Annotated in this window: 6 protein-coding genes; 5 read left to right on the top strand and 1 reads right to left on the bottom strand. The window is 64.7% G+C overall.

Annotated features, from left to right (window positions below):
• Positions 1 to 1,191: 1,191 nt before the first annotated feature.
• On the bottom strand, positions 1,192 to 2,166 hold the full coding sequence (locus EA473_RS12180; RefSeq protein ID WP_124195935.1) for a deoxyhypusine synthase: 975 nt from the start codon (positions 2,164 to 2,166) through the stop codon (positions 1,192 to 1,194).
• A gap of 289 nt (positions 2,167 to 2,455) precedes the next feature.
• Here EA473_RS12180 and EA473_RS12175 point away from each other — a divergent pair, with 289 nt between their 5' ends.
• Genes EA473_RS12175 through EA473_RS22560 form a run of 5 tightly spaced genes read left to right on the top strand, consistent with a single transcriptional unit; the run spans position 2,456 to position 20,006 of the window.
• Entirely contained in the window at positions 2,456 to 3,691 is a 1,236-nt protein-coding gene (locus EA473_RS12175; protein WP_124195934.1) for a hypothetical protein, read from the top strand.
• The gene (locus EA473_RS12170; RefSeq protein ID WP_124195933.1) at positions 3,688 to 7,209 is read left to right on the top strand and encodes a DUF6603 domain-containing protein; all 3,522 of its coding nucleotides are present in this window, start codon (positions 3,688 to 3,690) and stop codon (positions 7,207 to 7,209) included. Before EA473_RS12175 ends, EA473_RS12170 begins: the two co-directional genes overlap by 4 nt.
• Entirely contained in the window at positions 7,206 to 10,826 is a 3,621-nt protein-coding gene (locus EA473_RS12165; RefSeq protein ID WP_124195932.1) for a hypothetical protein, read from the top strand. The genes EA473_RS12170 and EA473_RS12165 overlap by 4 nt, the downstream gene beginning before the upstream one ends.
• A gap of 58 nt (positions 10,827 to 10,884) precedes the next feature.
• Complete coding sequence (locus EA473_RS12160; RefSeq protein WP_124195931.1) at positions 10,885 to 17,484, top strand: Ig-like domain-containing protein; 6,600 nt, start codon at positions 10,885 to 10,887, stop codon at positions 17,482 to 17,484.
• On the top strand, positions 17,484 to 20,006 hold the full coding sequence (locus EA473_RS22560) for a lamin tail domain-containing protein (RefSeq protein WP_207890175.1): 2,523 nt from the start codon (positions 17,484 to 17,486) through the stop codon (positions 20,004 to 20,006). The genes EA473_RS12160 and EA473_RS22560 overlap by 1 nt, the downstream gene beginning before the upstream one ends.
• Positions 20,007 to 20,014: the final 8 nt, after the last annotated feature.

Here is a 20,014-nt window from a genome sequence, read left to right as displayed (position 1 = left end):
GCTGTAGTTTGTGGGTTCATTTCGACGCCAGGGGACACTCCTGAAGTGCTATAATGACCATCAGGACGTTCCACTCAAGTGCTGTTGCTAAACGCAGTGATCCTCCTCGGGGTCAATTGGTTCGAAACGGCGATCGTCTAAAAACGTCTATTAGCCATACTATAGACGGTAGAACGGCCAGCGACGCACAATCTATGGCGGACCCAGGCAATCCGGCTATAACGATCCTAGGGGCCTACACTTCATATGGTATATCTGTTAAGAGGGGGAAATCATCAACATGTGATAATGAATATGTATAATAGGGGTTTGAGAGGTTATCCGCGAGTTGCCAATGGAAGTCATGTTTGCTGTGACGGTGCTCCTGCCGTAGTACCTCGAATGCTCGAGGACAAGTACTCGGTCTCGAACTACCGATGATTGTGGAAGTGGGAGATCAAGCCGTCAGAATCCGTGGGAAGAACTCACGAAGCAGCGTGAAATATAGTAGCCACTGCACGCTAATATACACCTGATCGCACGATGGCTGTGGGACCGGTGTGTGAATCGTTTCAGTCGGTTCTCTAGCCGGCACAGTAGGCTGTATCCATCAAACCAAGAAATCTGTTCAAGTCGAGCCGGGTGGTTTCCACAGGGCACACGATCGTTTACCGACTTTCGCAAACGACGCGGACGGGTATCTTACGCGCGGTTACCGAAACCAGTGATCACTTTTCCTATCATTCGAAGGATGCATCGTCTCGGAAACCAAATAGTACCATATCCACATTATGATAATATATCAAAGGTATTCTGGTTATCGTGGCGGATAGAATGGAGTATTTTCAGGGGGGAGCTGCCACGAACCTATAGTAGCAACTGTCCCGGTTGACACACTGGTCACTGATCCGTCTGGCGACCACGAGTGCGATGACGTGCAGTGGCTACTATAGCGTCCGTGGCGATCTCGTCTTCGTAACATTTCCACTGTTTCCACCAGTCACATCCTGCCACAGAGTGCTTAGGGCAGTAATAATTAGTAATTAGAAACCGCTTCTCCGACCCTTTCGTAGATCATACTATCGGGATAAATGCGGGGATTTGTCGCTCTCTGTATCAAATCGAGTGTTTAATCTAATAGTTGTTATAGTCACGGCCAACTCAACGACTCGGACGGCACAGACGAAAAGGTGATTCTGCACCGGACGGAAGTCAGTTGAACGCTTCCGCGACGAGCAGCGGGAAGACCAGCGTCGCCTCGGCTTCGATCTGCGTGTAGTTCGTGCCGTTCTCAGCCTTGATCTTGCCCCACGAGACCGCCTCGTTCGGCGGGGCACCCGACAGCGAGCCGTCGCCCTCCATGCCCGTCGAGATGTAGATAGCGTAGTCCGCACCGCCGCGAAAGAGATTCGTCATGATGGCGTGGTGTTTCGGAACGCCGCCACCGACGGCGATGAGCCCCGTCGTATCGGCGAGCATCCCGTCTTCGATGAGCCGCTCGTAGTCGTCTAAGATCTCGATTCCGACGTCGCCGTCGTTCGCCTGTCGCCAGTAGTAGAGGAAGTTCCCGACCTCCGCGTCCGTCAGCGCCGGGCAGTACACCGGGACGTCGTTGTCCGCCGCCTGTTTCAACACCGAATCCTCGTCCGAAAGCGTCTCGCCGAGTTCCCGGGCGAACGCGCTCGGCGTCCGGATCGACTCCTCGGCGAAGAAATCGTCGAAGAAGTCGTACAGGTACTCCTCGAGCCAGACGTACCGATCGGAGGGGACGAAGATGTTGCCGAGTCTGTTGATTCCGCGTTCGCGAAGCACCGCCTCGTCGGCGTCCCACTCGCCCATCTTGAACGGTTTTGCCGTCTTGATGACGTCCTCGGTGAGCGATCCGGACGTCGTGATGATGACGTCGACGTGGCCGTCGCGAACGAGGGAGGCGACCACCTCCCGCAGACCGGAGGAGACGATGTTCGACGTTAGCGTGAGGTAGATCGTCGCCTCTTCCTCTTTCATTTGCTCTGCGATGTCGATCGCCTCCGCGAGGTGGGTCGCCTGAAATCCCGTCGTCTCGTAGGACGCGAGCAGTTCCGAGAGACCGACATCGCCGCGGAAGTCACAGCCGCGGACGTCCGCCGTCTCCAGTTGTTCGTCGCTGCCGGGGACGACGTGGTCTCGAGATGAATCCTCGTCCATATCGGCTAGCGGTCGCCCGGCGGTTTGAATCATTCGAGTTCTCGGCCGGCGACGTGACGTCCGGATACCGGAGCTGCAGAGACTTTTACTTGCAGAGGAACGCAAAATATACTGCAGCGACGGTATAATATTGGATCGTCGATACATTTATAATAGCGGATTGAGAACTGAGCGCATCTCAAATGGTAGGTGAAGTGGGTGACGGCTGGAGCCTGTCACGGAATCCTGCTCGCAGTGGTATCGACCGAGGTTCGGGGTCAGTCGACGTGTGTGAGGGTGAGTCCCGGCCGTGAACAAGTTCTCGTTTTCGACGATCAAAATAAACCAAACCGCCGTCGATCTGCCCTCGGTTTGTCAGGCGACGGTCTGGATCGACGGTGCATCCGTCCGCGAACCGTACCTGCTCGAAACTCGAGTCACCGGAACCGACATATCGTTCGATCTGGCGGACCCGTTCGATCGAAACTACTACTTCGACGACCAGATCGAGATTTCCCTCCAGGTCGGTGGGGAGAGTTTCTTTTTCGACGACTCCGAAAGCGTCTCGATCACGATCGACAGTCCGGTTTACGACGGATTCTACGCTGGAAATCACGAATCCGACGACGGAGATTTGAAGGTCTGGTTCGAGTACAGCGTCGAGAGTGACGTCGACGTCGATCCCATCGAGGCGGCCGTCGAGGAATTCGAAGCCGGTGAAACCGTCGTCGACTCCGACGAGTTCAGCGGATGGAGGCACCTGGATCATTCGGACATCGTCGACCGTCTCGAATCGATGGTGACCGAGTCGTTCGATCCGGAAGACGAAGACCATCCTGCGTTCGAGTTCGACCAGGGGAATACCCCGTACTGTGTGATCACGGCGATCGGGTTCGTGATCGCCACGAAATTCCCTCGCCGGTTCGCGGAGATTTGTCGGTCGATCTACGAGACAAACGGGTTCCTCGGCACGTCAGACGTGTATCGCGGCCAGCAGACCCTTCACACGTTACCCGCACCACAGAGACGAATCCCGGGCGAGGGATTGGTACGCCTGGACGACCTGGATTGGCTGTTCCTGTCCACGCTCCGGCAAGCGACGGCGTCCGACGAACTGACGATGGACGAGGATCTCGGAGGGTACAACCCGATTCAGTCGATCAGTTTCACTGGGGATCTCATCCCCATGGAGGACGTCAGCTGGGTCGGGAAGAGCATGGTCGGGAGCCAACAGACGCTGATGGAGGCGTCCGATGCAGTCGAAAACGGCGGCTTCGCGATCCTCGCCGTGAAGAGTGACATCCTCGATCTCGACGACATTCACGATCCGCCCGATGACGTCGGGACGTGGATGAGCATCGGACGGGTGGTGAGTACGGCAGACCACGATATCACGCTCGTGAGTGAAGTCGAAACGATAGACACGGTCGACGAAGAGGCCCTGACGTTCGACGCTCACAGCTACGGATCGCGCCACACCATCGAGGGATACTGGGAGCACCTCAACGAGCTGTATATGTTCTCGCTAGTGGGGACCGCAGAATGAGTTCGCCGACGGTTTTGGACCGACTGACGGACGAACTCGAGGTGTTCTTCCAGCCGCTCGTCCTCGCCACGAAGGACACGCCCGCAGGGCGCGAGGAGCTGGTATCGATTTTTCAGGCAATCGGCGTCGAGGTCACCGAATCCCAGATCGGGACGGTACAATCCTCGCTTTCTCCCCTCGAGGGGGCGATAGAGGCCCTGGACGACTCGGTCGGCGGGGGCGAATCGGACTCGCTCGGTGCGGTCGCGACCGCGCTCGGTTCGGCCCGTGACGTCTTCGAGACGATAGAGCAGATCGAAGACGACAGCGCATTCGTGGACGCAGAGGACGTCGTCCCCCACCTCGTCGAGTACCTGACCGTCGTCTACGTTCAGCGCCAAAGACCCAGTGGGTTTTTCGTGGCGACGCTCCTCGGCGTCTTCAGCGTCTCCCAACCGGATCTGCCGGACGAGGACGCGATACCCCGATACCCCCATCCGTACGACGCTGGTGGAGACGGAGACGTCGAACTAAACCTCGAGCAGATCGGATCGCTACTCGAGGATCCCGTCGAGGCGCTGCGCGAGGAATACGTCACTGGAGCGGACCTCTCCGAGAACGAGTTCGACTCGATCACCGTCTACGGAATCGAGTGGCTCGCCGCGGTTGCAAACTGGATGGGGTTGTACGTCTCCGTCGGGGCCGAACCGACGGACCTCGACGAAGCGGACGACGGGGTAGACGCACGCTGCTCGCCGACGCTTCTGGTGTCGGTTCCCATCAGCGAGGATACCACGCTACGAGTTCAGATCGCGTTCACATTGACCGAAGACGGCATCGCCTTGCTGCTCTCGACGAGTGGCGAGGCCGGAACTGACGTCCCGTTCGGCAACTGGGTGGTTCAGGTCGATCTCGGAGGATCGACGCCGCCATCGCTGTTGACACCCGACGGGATCGAACCCCTGGACGCAGACGACGAACCCGCGCTCTCGGCAACGGTGGGACTGGAGAAACAGTCGACTGATGGGACAGAATCGGCGCTCGTCGTGGGTGCCAACGAAGGAACGCGATTCGAAGTCGGCCAACTCGGCATCGAGAGCGCCACAACCGCCACGGCCACCGCAGTCGAATCGGACACCACCGCGTACGCACGCGATTCATCACTCGTCGTCGCTCCGGGCGACGGCGACTCCTTCATCAAACACGTCCTTCCCGAAGACGGCGTCGGCATCGACTTCGATGCCGGACTGGGTTGGAGTACCGAGCGCGGTCTGTACTTCCAGGGTGGTGGATCGGGCCTGGACACTGACCTCCCGGTGGGCCTGAACGTCGCGGACGTCCTCACCGTCGACACCCTCCACCTCGCTGCGAAACCGGACACGTCGGGCGAGACGGTGACAGTTCCGGTCCAGGTCGCCGCGAACCCGCAGGTCTCGCTCGGCCCGATCGATGCGACCGTCGAAGGTATCGGCCTCGAGGCCGAGATCGCGTTCCCGGAAGGCAACGACGGCAACCTCGGCCCTCTCGACGTCGATCTGGGCTTCAAGCCACCGGACGGCGCGGGCCTCTCGGTCGACGCCAGTGCCGTCGTCGGCGGTGGTTACCTGGAGTTCGACCACGAGAACGAGCGGTACGCCGGCGTCCTCCAGTTGCAGGTCGGTGAGCTAACACTGAGCGCGGTCGGTCTGCTGACGACGCAACTTCCCGGCGGGCGAGACGGGTTCTCGCTGCTTTTGATCATCTCCGGGGAGTTCCCGCCGGTCCAGCTCGGGTTCGGCTTTACGCTCAACGGCGTCGGCGGTTTGCTCGGCATCAACCGGACGATGGACGTCGACTACCTCGTTGCCGGCGTCAGCGACGGGACGGTCAGCTCGATCATGTTCCCGGACGACCCGGTCCGGAACGCGCCCCAGATCATCAGCGACCTCCGGAACGGGTTCCCGGTCGCCGCCGGCAACCACGTTTTCGGGCCGATGGGCAAGCTTGCCTGGGGAACGCCGACGATGCTGTCGGCGAGCCTCGGCGTCCTGCTGGAACTGCCCGATCCCATCCGCGTCGCCATCCTCGGGCGGGTCCACGCCGGTCTACCACACGAGGAGGTGGGTATCGTCGTCTTCAACATGGACGTCATCGGGGCCATCGACATCGGGGAGCAACAGGCCAGCGCCGCGGCGTCGCTGTACGACTCCCGGATACTCGCGTACACCCTCACGGGCGACATGGCGATGAAGACCGGCTGGGGCGGTGACCCCGAGTTCGTCCTCTCGGTCGGTGGCTTCAACCCCCGATACGATCCGCCGGAAGACTTCCCGGAGTTGCGCCGTATCGCGCTGACGCTCGGGCCCGGCAACCCGCGGATTCGCTGGGAAGGGTACTTCGCCGTCACCGCAAACACCGTCCAGGTCGGAGCGAGCGTCGAGGTCTACGCCGCCGCGGGCGGATTTTCCTTCGAAGGCGACATGGGATTCGACACCCTGTTCCGGTTCGATCCCTTCGAGCTGATCGCCGACTTCTACGCCGGGTTCGCCCTGATGCGTGGCGGTTCGACGATCATGGCCGTCGACGTCGACGGGACCCTCGCGGGGCCGGGACCGTGGCACGTTACCGGCGACGCGACGTTCGAGATCTGGCCGATCGAGTTCGAAATCTCCGTCGACGAGGAGTTCGGCGAGTCGGAATCCGCCGACGGGTTACCCCCGGCAGACGTCTTCGGGAAGGTCGTCGACGCGCTCGGCGACGAACGCAACTGGAGCGCACAGCGGCCCGAAGACGGCGATTCCGTCGTGACGCTTCGACAGGTCGAGTCCCGAGAGGGGGAGGTCCTCGCCCACCCGCTCGGCCAGTGTAGCGTCCGACAGACGGTGGCACCACTCGGCATCACAATCGAAGAGTACGAGGGCTCGTCCCCGGCCGAGTACGACCGGTTCGAGATCGTCGACGCCTCGGTCGGCGACGCCGACGAGGATCCCTCCGAGGCGACCAGAGAACAGTTCGCTCGCGGCGAGTACTTCGATCTGAGCGACGACGAAAAGCTGGAAGGACCGGAGTTCGAACGCTACGAAGCAGGAACACACCTCTCGAACACCGGGTTCGGCTGGGGAGGTGAGGACGACGAGGATCTGCTCGGGGGCGACGTCTTAGAGTACGAGACGGCGGTGATCGACGACCAGGCCGACGGGTTCGACCCGATTCACCTCGATCCGGTCGGAATGCCCCAGAGTACGGCAGCCTGTCTCGCATCGGTCAGCGCCGTGGCTCGCGGGGCGCTCCGGACGACTGGCGAGGAGCGATTCGCGGTCGACGAAACGGAGACGGGACCGACCGGCGTCGACGCCAGCGTCACCGTGGGCGATCCGAACTACGTGGTCGCGCGGACTGACGACCTGACTCGAGTCGACCTCGACCTGCCCGAGGCGGGAACGACCAAACGGGAGGCCGAGGAGGCCCTCTCGGGCTACCTCGATTCGAACGGTGGCGACCCCGACGACTATCAGATCTGTGGCGTTCACGAGACGCTTTCAGTGGGGGTAAACGCATGACTGGGGGCGCAGAGTACACCTTCGTCCCCTGGGTCCGTGACGGGTACCGGCCGAGAGACGACGGCGGGACCATCCGCGTCGAGTTGAGCGTCGAGGGGCGAGGAGACGGCGACTCAAAAACGAAAGACGTCGGCGTGGATCTCTCGCTGTACGGGCCGGGCGAGGTGACGGGTATCGACCGCAGGCAGGTGATCCGAACCGAGCCCACGCCGGGAACGAGCGACTTCCCGCCGAATCACTTCCCGATCGTGGAGTTCGACCGCCCGGAACTCCCCTGGCTGTTCTCGCCGGAAATCAAAGACGACGACGGGAAGCTCCGGCCGTGGATGTGTCTGATCACGGTCGAGCAAACCGACGGCGTCACGCTGTCGACTGCACCCGACGACGGTGGTGCCGTGCTCGCGATCGACGATCCGGCGTCCCCGGCAGACCACCTGCCGGATCCGACCGAGAGCTGGGCGTGGACCCACGCCCAGGTGGTCGGCGACGACGACACCGACGGTGCACTCGAGGCGAATCGCGCGGATACTACCCTCTCGCGGCTCCTCTCGCCGCGGGATCTCGACGCCGAAACGGACTACTACGCCTGCGTCGTCCCGACCTACGAGGCGGGACGACTCGCGGGCATCGGCGAGGATCCCTTCGAGCACGACGACGAGGGCAACCGAATCGACGTCACGGGCGACGCCTGGGACCTCGAGGAGCCGCCCGAACGGATTCGGCTCCCGGTGTACTACCACTGGGAGTTCTCGACGGGCAAGTCGGGCGACTTCGAGGCACTCGTTCGTCGGCTCGAACCGTCGGTGCTGGAGGACGTCGGCGTCCGGCAGGTCGACGCTGGCGACCCCGGACCCGAAGCGCTCGGCCCCGAGGCGCTCGATCACGACGGAGAGGTCGTGACCGTCGAGGGTGCGATGCAATCGTTCGATATCTCGACGGACAGCTACACCTACCAGGACGAGCTGGTCGAGCTCGTCGGCCAGGCGAGTGCGCTCGCACCAGAGACGGCAGTTGCCGACACCGACGGCACCGATCGCATCCTCGGACCGCCGATATACGGCCAGTGGCCCCCCGCGGCCGACGAAATCCCCGACGAGGGTGACGAACCGACCTGGCTGCGTGAGCTGAACGAGGATCCGCGATACCGGGCACCGGCCGCCTTCGGGACCGACGTCGTTCAGGACCAGCAAGAACAACTCATGGCCGAGGCCTGGCGACAGGTCGGGGACATCCGCGAGGCCAACAAGCTCCTGCGACGGGCCCGCCTCGCCCGGGGGGCAAGCCAGCAGATTCACGATCGGCTGGACGAACTGGATCCCGCCGCCGTCCTGTCGCTGACCGAACCCGCTCATCGCCGGACGATCGACGAAGGGATGGGCCAGACGGTCGCCGCCACCGTCAAGAACAGCGCACTTCCTGCGGCCGTCTTGTCGCCTGCTTTCCGGCGTATCACCCGCCCGAACGGACCGCTTTCGCGTCGAATCGGTGGGATTCGACGCGAGCGGATCGTCGAGGAGGTAAACGACGGGACGATCACCCTCGGTGACGACGGCACTCCGGCTGACGGCACACAGGTCATCGACGCCGATCTCGCCGAGAACGTCTGTTCGACTGCGCTCGGGCGCAGTGGTGAGGACTCGGACTGGGAGGTCCTCGGCGAGGCTGGCGAGGGCACACTCGAGGCGATCGTCGAGACACTCGGTAGCCGCTGTCAGGTCGTACGCGAGCGAACGCAAGCAGCGATGAATGCGTACGAGGGGCCAGCCCTCGATCGGCTCCGAACGTTCCTCTCGCATCTCGAATCGGTCTGTGATGAAGACCGCGGAGGCCTGCTCGGTTCGCTCGCGAGTGGGGTCGCCGCCGAGGACTGGTCGCTGGTCGACGTGACACTCGGGAAGATCGCACGACGGCTGTCCGAGGCGACTGACGACCACGAGGCGCTCCAGACGCTGTCACAGTCGGATCCGGCACTCGCCGCCGTGCTCGAGGAAGATCCCGGAGTCACAACTGCATACGAGGAGTTTCGGGCGATGTTCGCGGTCGTTCGGCTTCGGATCGTCGTCGAAGTGCTGTTCGAAGACGCCTGCACAACCGCCCGCGAGCAACTCGCGGCCCTCGACGTCGATCATTCCGAGGCGAAGCGAGCGGTCGCCGAACTCGAGGACCTCTGTACCGCACTGTGTGGCGACGAGAAAGGAACCGCGGGCTCGGTCACGCAGCTACGAAACTCCGTTGCCCTCGGGGCCGTCGAGGACATCCGTGCGGTCGTCGCCAGGATGGCGCGGATACTGGCTCTCGCCGAGGCCCGCCTCGCCGTGGTAGCCGACCACGCCAACGGTAACGGCCAACCGCTGTCAGAGACCTGTGAGCAAATCGAGTGGTACGTCACCCTGGTTCGCCGACGGCTGGCAGACGCGCCGACCGATCCGGTCGCCGACGCGCTCGCCGGGAGTGCGTGTCCCCGGCCGACGCCAGATGCGAGTCCGAAGCTGGATCTAGAACGGACGGCCGAGGCGGTCCGGGAGGCGACCGACCCGGCCGAGACGATCCCCGAACGCATGGCGGCCCGGCTCGGCGGCCTCGAGATCCGGGATCGCACGGATCCCCTGGCACAGATCATGGCCCACCCCGAGTTCGACGAGCCGATGTACGCACCACTCCGGGATCTCTCCCAGGAGAACCTCGTCCCCGGCGTCGGCGACGTTCCCCTGGACAGCGTCGGCGTCCTGGAGACGAACCCGGCGTTCGTCGAAGCCTACCTGCTCGGCCTCAATCACGAAATGGCCCGTGAGTTACGGTGGCGGGAGTACCCGACTGACCTTCGCGGGACGTACTTCAGACAGTTCTGGGACCCGGCAGGCCGCGACCCCGAACTGACCGGTGAGGAAAAGTGGGACATCGAGTACGTCCACCGGTGGGCCGACGACTACGATCTGGGTGACAACTACACCGAGAAGATGGACGCCAAAGGTAAGGCGGCCGACGGCGAAGAGACGGACGGAGATGGAACCGATGACGCGGGTGACGACGAGGAGGGCTCGAGCGGTCGGCTCGTCTTGCTCGTTCGCGGAGCGCTGTTCGACCGCTATCCCAACACCCACGTCTACGCCGCGAAGGGCGACTCGGCCGAGGACGAAGACCACCTGACGCGAACGCCCCTCCTTCCCGATCCGTTCGACGACGACGTGGAGGGAACGGTCGAACACCCGATCTTCCGGGGCACGCTCGACCCCGACGTCACCTTCTTCGGGTTCGACATAGATGAGGACGAAGCCCTCTCGGACCCCGAGGACGAGGACGACCACGGCTGGTTCTTCGTGATCGAGGAGCCACCCAGCGGGCCGAGTTTCGGCCTCGAGGTCGACGAAGACCGCGACGAGGACGCAGAGTGGACCTGGCAGAACCTCACTTGGAACGACGTGACCGCCGAGAGTTACGTTTCCGTGGTGGACGAAACACCGAGCAGCGACGACTCAAACGACGTTCCCGAGGAGCTACCCGAGTCCCACGACTGGGCGAAAAACGGCGCACATATGGGATCGATCACGTGGATTCGGCCCTTCAGGGCCGCGATTCACGCCGACAACATGATACCGGAAGACGGAGAACCAACATGAACGCGAATCTGCCGAGACCGTCGTATCGCCAGCGTACCGACACCCGGAGGGGCGGCCAATGAGCGCCGTCGACCAGCTCCGGTCGGACTACGTCGCGGCCCGCGACGACGTTCGCCGGGCCGAAGCCGACCGATCGAAGCTGTTGACGGAACTCTCACACGTCGAGGCGCTGTTCGACGCGTCCCGTCGTGGCGACTCCGTCGAGGACGTCGCGACGACCGTCGAATCCCACCTGGCCCTGGTCGAGGAGCTTGGCTATTCACAGACAGCCCTCGAAGATGCCGATCTGCTCGCCGCGCGACCGACCTTCGCCGATTTCGGCGTCGAGCGGACCGAAGACGTCGCCGAGGCCCTCGAACGCGTCTTTCGGGATGGGCTCGAGGGGGAGTTCGAAGACCTCCTGGCCTGTCTCCGCGACGTCAACGCGGCCGGTGGCGATCCGGACGAGGAACTGGCTGAACACCTCGACGAGCTGGGTGTGGCCTTCGAAGACGATTTAGCCGACGTGTACCAGGAGCGAACGGCCGCGGTCGTCGGCGCGCTCTTTGCGGACGGGGTCCGGACGGAAGCCGACCTCGAGGATCTGCTGGAGGCCGAACGTGGAGTCTCGTATGGCGACGACCTGCTCGCTGTCCGTGACGACGACGCCTACCGGTCCGCGGCCATCGATGCGCTCGTCGAGTCCATCGAGGCCGGAGACCCCGGTGGCTACATTGCCGCGCGGCGTCCCTTCGAGCGCACCGCCAGAGCCCTCGACACCTTCGCTGGCCGACGTCGGGAGACACTCCACGGCGTGACGGAGGACCTCGCCGATGCGTACCCGAGCGATCACTCGACGCCACACACGGACCTCGACCACGAGACGCCGGTCTTGCTCGCACCGACGAGACTCGAGACGCGATTCGTCAGACGGACCGACGAGGACGGCGAGGAGGTTTCGGATCCGACGGAATACGAGCTGCTAGTCCGGGTCTACCCGGACGACCTCCACGTCGACACTCACGAGCAGTCGTTGACCGACGCGGAAGTCGAGTACGGTGCTCGGTTCTGGGAACGGGTCTGGACGGGGTGCCACCTGGACGAAGACCGCTCCCACGTCGAAGCGATTCCCGACCGATTGCTCGACGGTCTCGACCTCGAGGCGTTGCCCGACGACGCCGACGAGCGCCACGCCGCCGTGAAAGAACGAGCCTGGAACGAACTGGCGGACCGGTTCGGCCCGGAACGGGCGTCGTGGGTCAAACGCGAGCTGGCACCCGAACGCGGCGACCGGTTGCTCGCCGGTCCGGACGAGGTCGACTTCCCCGAGGACGAAGCCGACGTGGCGGACTACGTCGCCGCCTTCGTCGACGAGATGGCAGACAGCCGTTCGGGGGTCGACCGACGGCCGGGGTCGTGGACGCGACCGCCGCGAGCACGGTTGCTGCCCGACCAGTGGATCGCCTTCGCCGAGACGGACGGCACGGAGGTCACCGCAACCAGCGAGCCGGTACAGCCGCCGCTCTCGATCGGTCCGGACCCGGGATCTATGGAGAGTGCAGCCGAGACCGCAAGCGAGTACGACGACTTCAGGTCCGGCGAGATCGAGTGGGTCTTCGACTTCGACGTCGCCGAGGACGTCGGTATGGCGCTACGCCTCGACCTGACCGAAGACCAGGTAGCTGCGGGCGTCGACAGACTCACGGTCCTCGGCGTTTCGACGGGACTCGACGAGGACGAGGCCACCGTCGAGCTCGCAGATCTCGTCGAGGCCCATCGCTACACCGATGGACTGTCCATCCTCGAGCGCGGAACGCCGACCAACGACACGCGCGAGAACCCCGCAGCGACGACATCCTCCGGCGACGAGTCGGTCTACGAACGAGAGTGCGTGCGGTCACCGGTCCGGGCGGACGAAGCGGACACGGACGCCGTTCGGGCGGCCCAGCTCCTCGGGCTCGATCCACAACAGATCGGTGACGACCGACCGTTCGTCTTCGACCGCGTGGCCGGTGGGACGGGGACGGCGGACGCGACCGCCCGGGCGACCAACGCCGCCCTGTGGTCCGCCACGTGGGGGTACTACGTCCCACACCTGCTCGTTCCACTCGACTGGGGGCCGGGAGTCGAGTGGCGGGAAGCACTCCTGTACTGGCTGGAGAACGTCAGGCGACACTTCGTCGAGTACGTGCGTGGCTGTGGCCCCCTTCCACCGATCAGAGTTGGCTCCCAGCCGTACGGGATCGTCCCGACGACTGCCTACGAAGACTGGTCACCCATCGACGAGTTCGAGACGACGCCCGAGAACATCGTTCCGTCCTCCTCGTCGGGGCTTCCGCTCGAGCGATACGCCGACGAAGACGTCTCCGAACAACTCGCTGGAGTGCTCGACGCCCTCTGGGAAACGTGGGAAGACGCGAGCGCGGACGTCCCGAGCGTCGACGCGGCGGACGATCCCGAACTCGTCGGCTCCGAATTACTCGAGATGTCCGGGACGAGCTACGGCTACCGGCTACGGGACCTCACCGGCGGCGAGGCGATCTCGTGTCTGATGACAGGGACAGCCCTCCAGGCACAGAGACAGTCGGCCCACGACGCGACGGCCGACCAGCTCCAGACTGCCGCCTCCGACGACCTCGAGTCGATCCTCGATGAGGACGCCGTCGCGCGCGTCGGCGACCTCTTCGCCGACCAGCAAGCGCCGGTCGTCGACGCGTCGGTCGTGGGCGACGACTTCGACGCGACGCTTCGCGCCCTTCGGACGACGCCCCACGGTGGGCTCCGCGAGGGGATCCCCGGAACCGGCGGTTCGACTACCGAGGAACTCGAGGACGGGACCTGGATTATTCGGGTGCTGTTCGGTGGAGCCGACGCGTCCGTCGCGGAGGCACTGTGCTACCACGCCATCCTCCAGGAGTACCGACTGGCCCGGATCCGGATCGCTGCCCACTACGAACACGGCCATCCCGATCCGAGCGACGAAGCGGGTTGGGCGTCCTCGGCGTGGTCGTTGCTTCCCGAACCCCAGGTCCACGAGGACGGCGACCTGACGATGTGGGACGCACTCGACGAGCGCGTCCCGGCCTCCCTGCAAGAGCACCCCGGCTACCGGTCGGAGTGGGCGATCGGCGACATGCTCCGGGAGTTCCCGGAGATCGATCGGCCTTTCGCCGAACTGATCGACGCCTTCGAAGCACTAGAGGACGCGGACCCGACGGCCGTCGAGCGACGCGTCCGAGAGACGGTCGACCTGGCCAGTCACCGGTACGACGCCTGGGCGACGTCGCTTGCGACCCGTCGCCTCGAGGGCATGCGCGAGACCGCCGGTGACGGGCTCTACGTCGGTGCCTACGGGTACGTCGAGAACCTCCAGCGATCGGACGACGACCGGTCGAAGGGGTACATTCAGGCCCCGTCGATCGATCAGGCGACGGCCGCCGCGGTCATGCGAAGCGCCCACGAGGCCGAGACCGAGGAGTACGGCAACCTGTTCACGGTCGACCTCTCGGCCGAGCGGGTCAGAGACGCCAGAAATCTGCTTGCGGGCGTCCGCGCCGGCTATCCGCTGGGGGAGTTGCTGGGGTATCGCTTCGAGCGTGGCCTCCACGAGAACGACGACGCCGAACTGAACAAGTACGTCTTTGGCTTCCGTGCGCTCGCACCACTAATCGAGGGGTCGATCGACCGCGAAGAGATGGCGGACTCGGATGCCGCCGCCGAGCGCGATGTCGTCGACGGCGTGGCCCTGTACGAGCTGTGGCGAGACGAGCAAACCGGCGACGACGGAGGTGGCAGTGGAGGAGATGACGGCGGCGACGGTGAGGGAATTCCGTGGGGCGAGGAAGTCGGTTCAGAACAGCTCGACCTACCGGACCCGGAGTCGGACGACCAGACCGAAATCGAGGAGTACGAGGCGATCACGGACGAACTGGCGGCGATCGAAGCGGCCTACGACGCGGTGCGTGACGTTCTCGCCGCAGAGAGTGTCTACCAGCTCGTCCGGGACAGTCCCGAGCGCGCGGGGGCGGCACTCGACGCCCTCGCGCGGGGCGAGGCCATCGAAGATATCGAAGTGCTCGACACGCCACGGTCCGGGACCAGTTGCACCCACCGGCTCGTCTCCCTGTTCGAAGAAGACGTAGCCAAGAGCCCGTGGGAATCGACGGGCTCTCCCCGGGCGGCAGCCGAACCCACCCTCGAGGACTGGGTGGGCACCCTCATGGGCGACCCGACCAGGGTCGCCTGTCGGGCCGCGTACAGACTCGAGGAAGACGCCGATGGCGAGGAACACGACGACGGCGAAGCGGACGACGTCCAGGAAGACGGAGGGGACGACGTGGACGAACAGACCGACTGGCAGGTGACCGCGGTGTGGCTGACCGAACTCGGGCTCTCGTCACTGGACGTGGTTTCGCTCGTCGAGGGTGACGAGGCCGCCTGGGCCTCGGAGCTCGAGTCACGCGTCAGCTATCACCTCCAGCGAACCTACGCCAACGTCGGGCCGGACCACGAGATCAGACTCTCGTTTGCCCAGCCCGCGGAGTGGCCGGATGCCGCGGCCCTCGGCGTCGATCCGGACGACAGTATCGGGTTCGGTGAACTCCTCGAGGTAGCCCGTGGCGTTCGATCGGTTCTCACCCACAGTCGATCGGTCGACGCCCGGGATCTGTCGGTTCCCGGCGAGGCGACGGACGACGGCCAGGTCGTCGGCGACCTCGACGAACGGGCGAACGTGGCCTACGGACGGCTCGCCGACGCAGTCGAAACGCTCGGCCCGCAGGTCGCGCTGCTGGCGGCCGACCAGGAGACCGACGACCGGACCATCGACGACCTGACCGAACTTATCGAAGCCCTGCTCGAGGTCCCCACGGAGGACCTCGACGGGATCGAGGCGACCCTCGGTCAGATCGACATCGACGCACTCCAGACCGAACTGGAGACGGTCGCGACAGCGGTCGCCGGGTCGGGAGTCCTCGTCGCACAAACCGACGCTGGAGAGGTCGTCATCAGCTCGGAGACCCCGACTGTCGAGGGAACGGCCGATCCGGGCGAAACGGTCAGCGTACATCTTCAGAACAACTCGCCGCAGAACCCTGGACAGCAAATACGGACGGCCACCGCCGACGAAGACGGTCAGTTCGAGGTCGAATTCGAGACTGGCGGCCTGGAACCCGGCGACGAAGTCACCATCACCGTCCAGGACGAGTCCGGAGAGAGAGTCGAGTACACCGCGACGTACGTCGACGGAGAACGGCCGCCCCACGCGATCGACTGGCCCGAACTCGAGGCGTTCGCCGCGGTAGTCGACCTGCTCGAACCCATCGTGGAATCGGCCGAGCCGGTAGTGGCCGCAGACGAAACGCTGGACGAAAGCGCGGTCGACGGTGCCGCTGGCGAGCTCGACGAGGAGCACTGGCCCGACGACGCGGCTGCCGACCTCGACGCCGTGCGTGCGACACCGTCGGCCTCGTTTCCAGGGTTCGACGCGCCCGCGGATTGGGAACAAATCGCCATCGTCGCCCGTGCCGTCGCGGAGAACGACCTCGATCCCGAGCGCCTCGAACAGGCAGCCCTCGAAGCAGGCGTCCCGTCGACGGCAGATCTCGCCGACCTCGTGGACGAGACCGTCGGAGGAGCCGAGACGGTCGTCGCGGGTGTCGAAGCTGCCGGGCGTCGTCCCACCCAGATGCTGATCCCGGGCACACTCGAGGCGATACGCGAAGCCCTCGAACTGTGTGCCGATTACGGCATTCACGGGAGCGTCCCGCTCTCGGCGACGGGATCCACCCGCCGAGATCTGGAAACGCTCGCCAGACAGAGCGGCTCCGTCTACGACGAGGCAGTGGATCGACTCGACGCGCTCGACGAGCGCCCGGACGGCGACGAGACTCCGGCAGATCCTGACTTCTACGTAGACTGGCTGGAGGCACTGTTCGGCGAGACGTTCACCGTCCTCGTTCCCTTCGAACCCACCAATCCCGGCGAGCTGGGCGACGCCCTCGAGTCGGACCACAGCGACGCGCTCCAGGAGGGGGACCCGCTGGCCGTGGAAACCTGGTTCGACCGGATCGCGCGCGTCCGGGACGAGTCCCGGCGGTTCGGTAAACTGCTCGCCTACGGAGAGGCACTCGGCGAACTCTCGCCGGCGGACGGATCGCGGTTTGCCGTTGGACAGCTCCCGTTCGAGGCCGACGACACGTGGGTCGGCCTCCCCGACGCCTGGGACGGAGAGCACCCGACCGGTCGGCTGTCGGTCGTCTCGTACGTCCACGGATCGCTCGAAAACGAGATAACCAGCGGGACGTGCGTCGGGCTGTTCGTCGACGAACTCGTCGAGACGGTTCCGACAGAGAGCGAAACGACAGGTCTGTCGGTCCACTACGATCGTCCCGCGAACCAGGCACCACAGTCGATGCTGCTGGCCGTCCCGCCAAACGACGCGGGCGGCGACCACTGGAGCGTGGAGACCCTCGCGGACGTCGTCCGTGAGAGCGTCGACATGGCGAAGCTCCGAACGGTCGATCGCCACGCGATCGATGGGATGGGGCAGGTCCTCCCGGGTCTGGCCGTTGCGACCAACGAGAGCGCAGATTCCGCGGGGCCGGACACTGCCTCGATCGATCCCGACGACCTCCTGGCCGACTGGGCGTCCGTCGGGGTCGACGGGGGTGATGAGTGATGGATCCACGGTCCGTGACGACCTGGTCGCGTCTCGAGCCCAGAACGCGAGACCGAGATCTCGTCGACGGGTTGCAGGCCCCCGTTCACGACCCCCTCTGGTTGCTCGGTCGCCAGTGGCAAACCGGCGAACTGACCGGCCAGGACGCCGGGTCGCTCGTCGACGCGTCAATCGAGATCACCGAGGACCCGATGGCCAGGTTCAGCCCCGACAACAGCGACGATTCCGTCGTCGATACCGTCTTCGACGGTGATGAATCGACGCAGCCACCACTCGAGACGCTGGTCGAGCGCGAGCGCGTTCGGCCAACCGAGCCCGACGAGCCGGAGAAAGACCTCCGGCTGGCAGCCGAGGCTGGGTCGCACTTCCTCCGACTCCTCTCCGATCGCTTCGGCTTGGTGGCCGAGGACTTCCCGCCGGCCCTGCTCGTCGACGAGACCGACGCCGACGACGGCCGTCGGTACGCCTCGGTCATGGCCGGCAGGACGGTCGACGGGGACGAGATTCGGTCGGCCTGGGGCTACGACGACGAGCGGGACTTCCGAGCGGCCGTGACAGCGGAGGACCTCGAGGTTGCGCTCCCGGACACGGTGGTTCCGGAAACCTTCGACCCCGAGGAGGTCGACGGCGACGACGATCTTCACGCCTTCTGGGACCGACTCGATGAGTACCGAGACTGGTACGACGACGCCTACCAGGAGCCCGAAGACGGCGAACGCACGTGGGACGACGAGCGCCTCGAGTACGCATTCGACGTCTCGACCGGCAGCGGCGACCGGGAGACCGTCCTCGCTTCCGGCTCCTACGAGGGTGGACGCCTCGACTGGGATGACTTTTCGGTCGAGCACGATGCCGGCCTGGAACCGAGCGACGAGAGTGGACCGGCAAGCGATACGGACACACACGACCGGATTCCGACGCCCTCTCGGTTCAAGGGCATGCCCGCCTACCGGTGGTGGGAAATCGAAGACGACGGGGTGGACTTCTCGGCCGTCGAAGCCGCCCCTGAGGACCTCTCGCGGCTCCTGCTCCTGGAGTTCGGCCTGGTCTACGGGAACGACTGGTTCACCCTCCCGATCGACCAGCACGTCGGTTCGATCGCCGAGGTTACCGACCTCACCCTCGAGACGACCTTCAACGAGACGATCGAGGTCGAGGACGCGGTCGACGTCGACGACGACCCGACGACGAACTGGAACGTCTACTCGTTCCCGCTGTCACCGGACGGCGACGATCGCGGGTTGTTCCTCCCGCCCGTACTCGGATCGACCATCGAGAGCGACACGGTCGAGGAGATCGCCTTCGGCCGCGACGAGCTGGCGAACGTCGGGTGGGCGATCGAGCGCTCGGTCGAGGGCACGGTCGGCCAGGCCCGTGATCGGCGGACCGAGACTGCGGTCGACGACGAGTCCACGGAACCGGTGGCAACGAGCGAGGAGGCCGACGTCGCCTACCAGCTCTCGTCTGCCGTTCCCGAGAACTGGTTCCCGCTCTTGCCCCGGCGAGTCGACCTCGGAGAGGTCACCCTCGACAGGGGACGCGTCTTCACGGACGGCGAGGAGCCACCCGCACCGATCGGTCGACTGCTCTCGGGAGAGCTCTCGATCCCCAAACGGGAGGTCCCGCGCCGGGGCAAGACCATCTCGCGGACCTACCAGTACACGCGGTGGACCGACGGCACCGTCCACCTCTGGAGTGGCCGGCACACGAACGTTGACCGCGGTCGGACAGACAGCGGACTGGCGTTCGACCAGCTCGTCGACCCCCGTGTCGGGGACGGAGATCCACCCGTCGACGATACTGACTCCATGCCCGACGGTGAGGCGATTCCCCCGACGGGGCGACTCGTCCTCACGGACGTCGAGCCGGAGTCACCGGGTGGGCCTTTCGAGCATCTCGACGGCGAGTACGTCCGATTCGAGAACGCCGGCGGCGGCTGGCTCGACCTCTCGCGGTGGTGTGTCGAGGACGACGCGAACCACGCCTACGAGTTCCCCGATGGTGTTGAGGTCTCGCCAGGAGGGACGATAACGCTTCGTACCGGAGTCGGCGAGGACGGTGACGGGGACTTTTACTGGGGGTATCGTCGCCCGATCTGGAACAAAACCGGCGACGTCGTGACCGTTTCCAACGCCGACGGGGAACTCGTCCTGGAACACGCTTATCCCACCCCACCCACAGACGTCCAGAACGGGCCGGTTAGAATCGCCGAATTCCAGCCGGACGCGCCAGGAAACGACTGGGAGAACCTCACCGAGGAGTACGTGGCCCTCGAGAACGAGGGGCCAGAAACCGTCGATCTAGCGGGCTGGCGCGTCGAGGACGATGCCAACCACGCCTACCAGTTCCCGGACGGGACCGAACTGGCACCGGGCGAGACGATCACGCTCCGGACAGGATCCGGGACCGACACCGATTCGACCGTGTACTGGGGCTACGGACGCCCCGTCTGGAACAACGATGGCGATACGATTTCGCTCTACGACGAGGACGGTAAACTCGTCCTCCGTGAGTCCTACTAAGTGGCGCC

This window comes from Natrarchaeobius chitinivorans (assembly GCF_003841505.1).
GTDB classification, from domain to species: domain Archaea; phylum Halobacteriota; class Halobacteria; order Halobacteriales; family Natrialbaceae; genus Natrarchaeobius; species Natrarchaeobius chitinivorans.
Note: the sequence above shows the minus strand (reverse complement) of the source record. Positions and strands in the feature narration are given on the sequence as shown.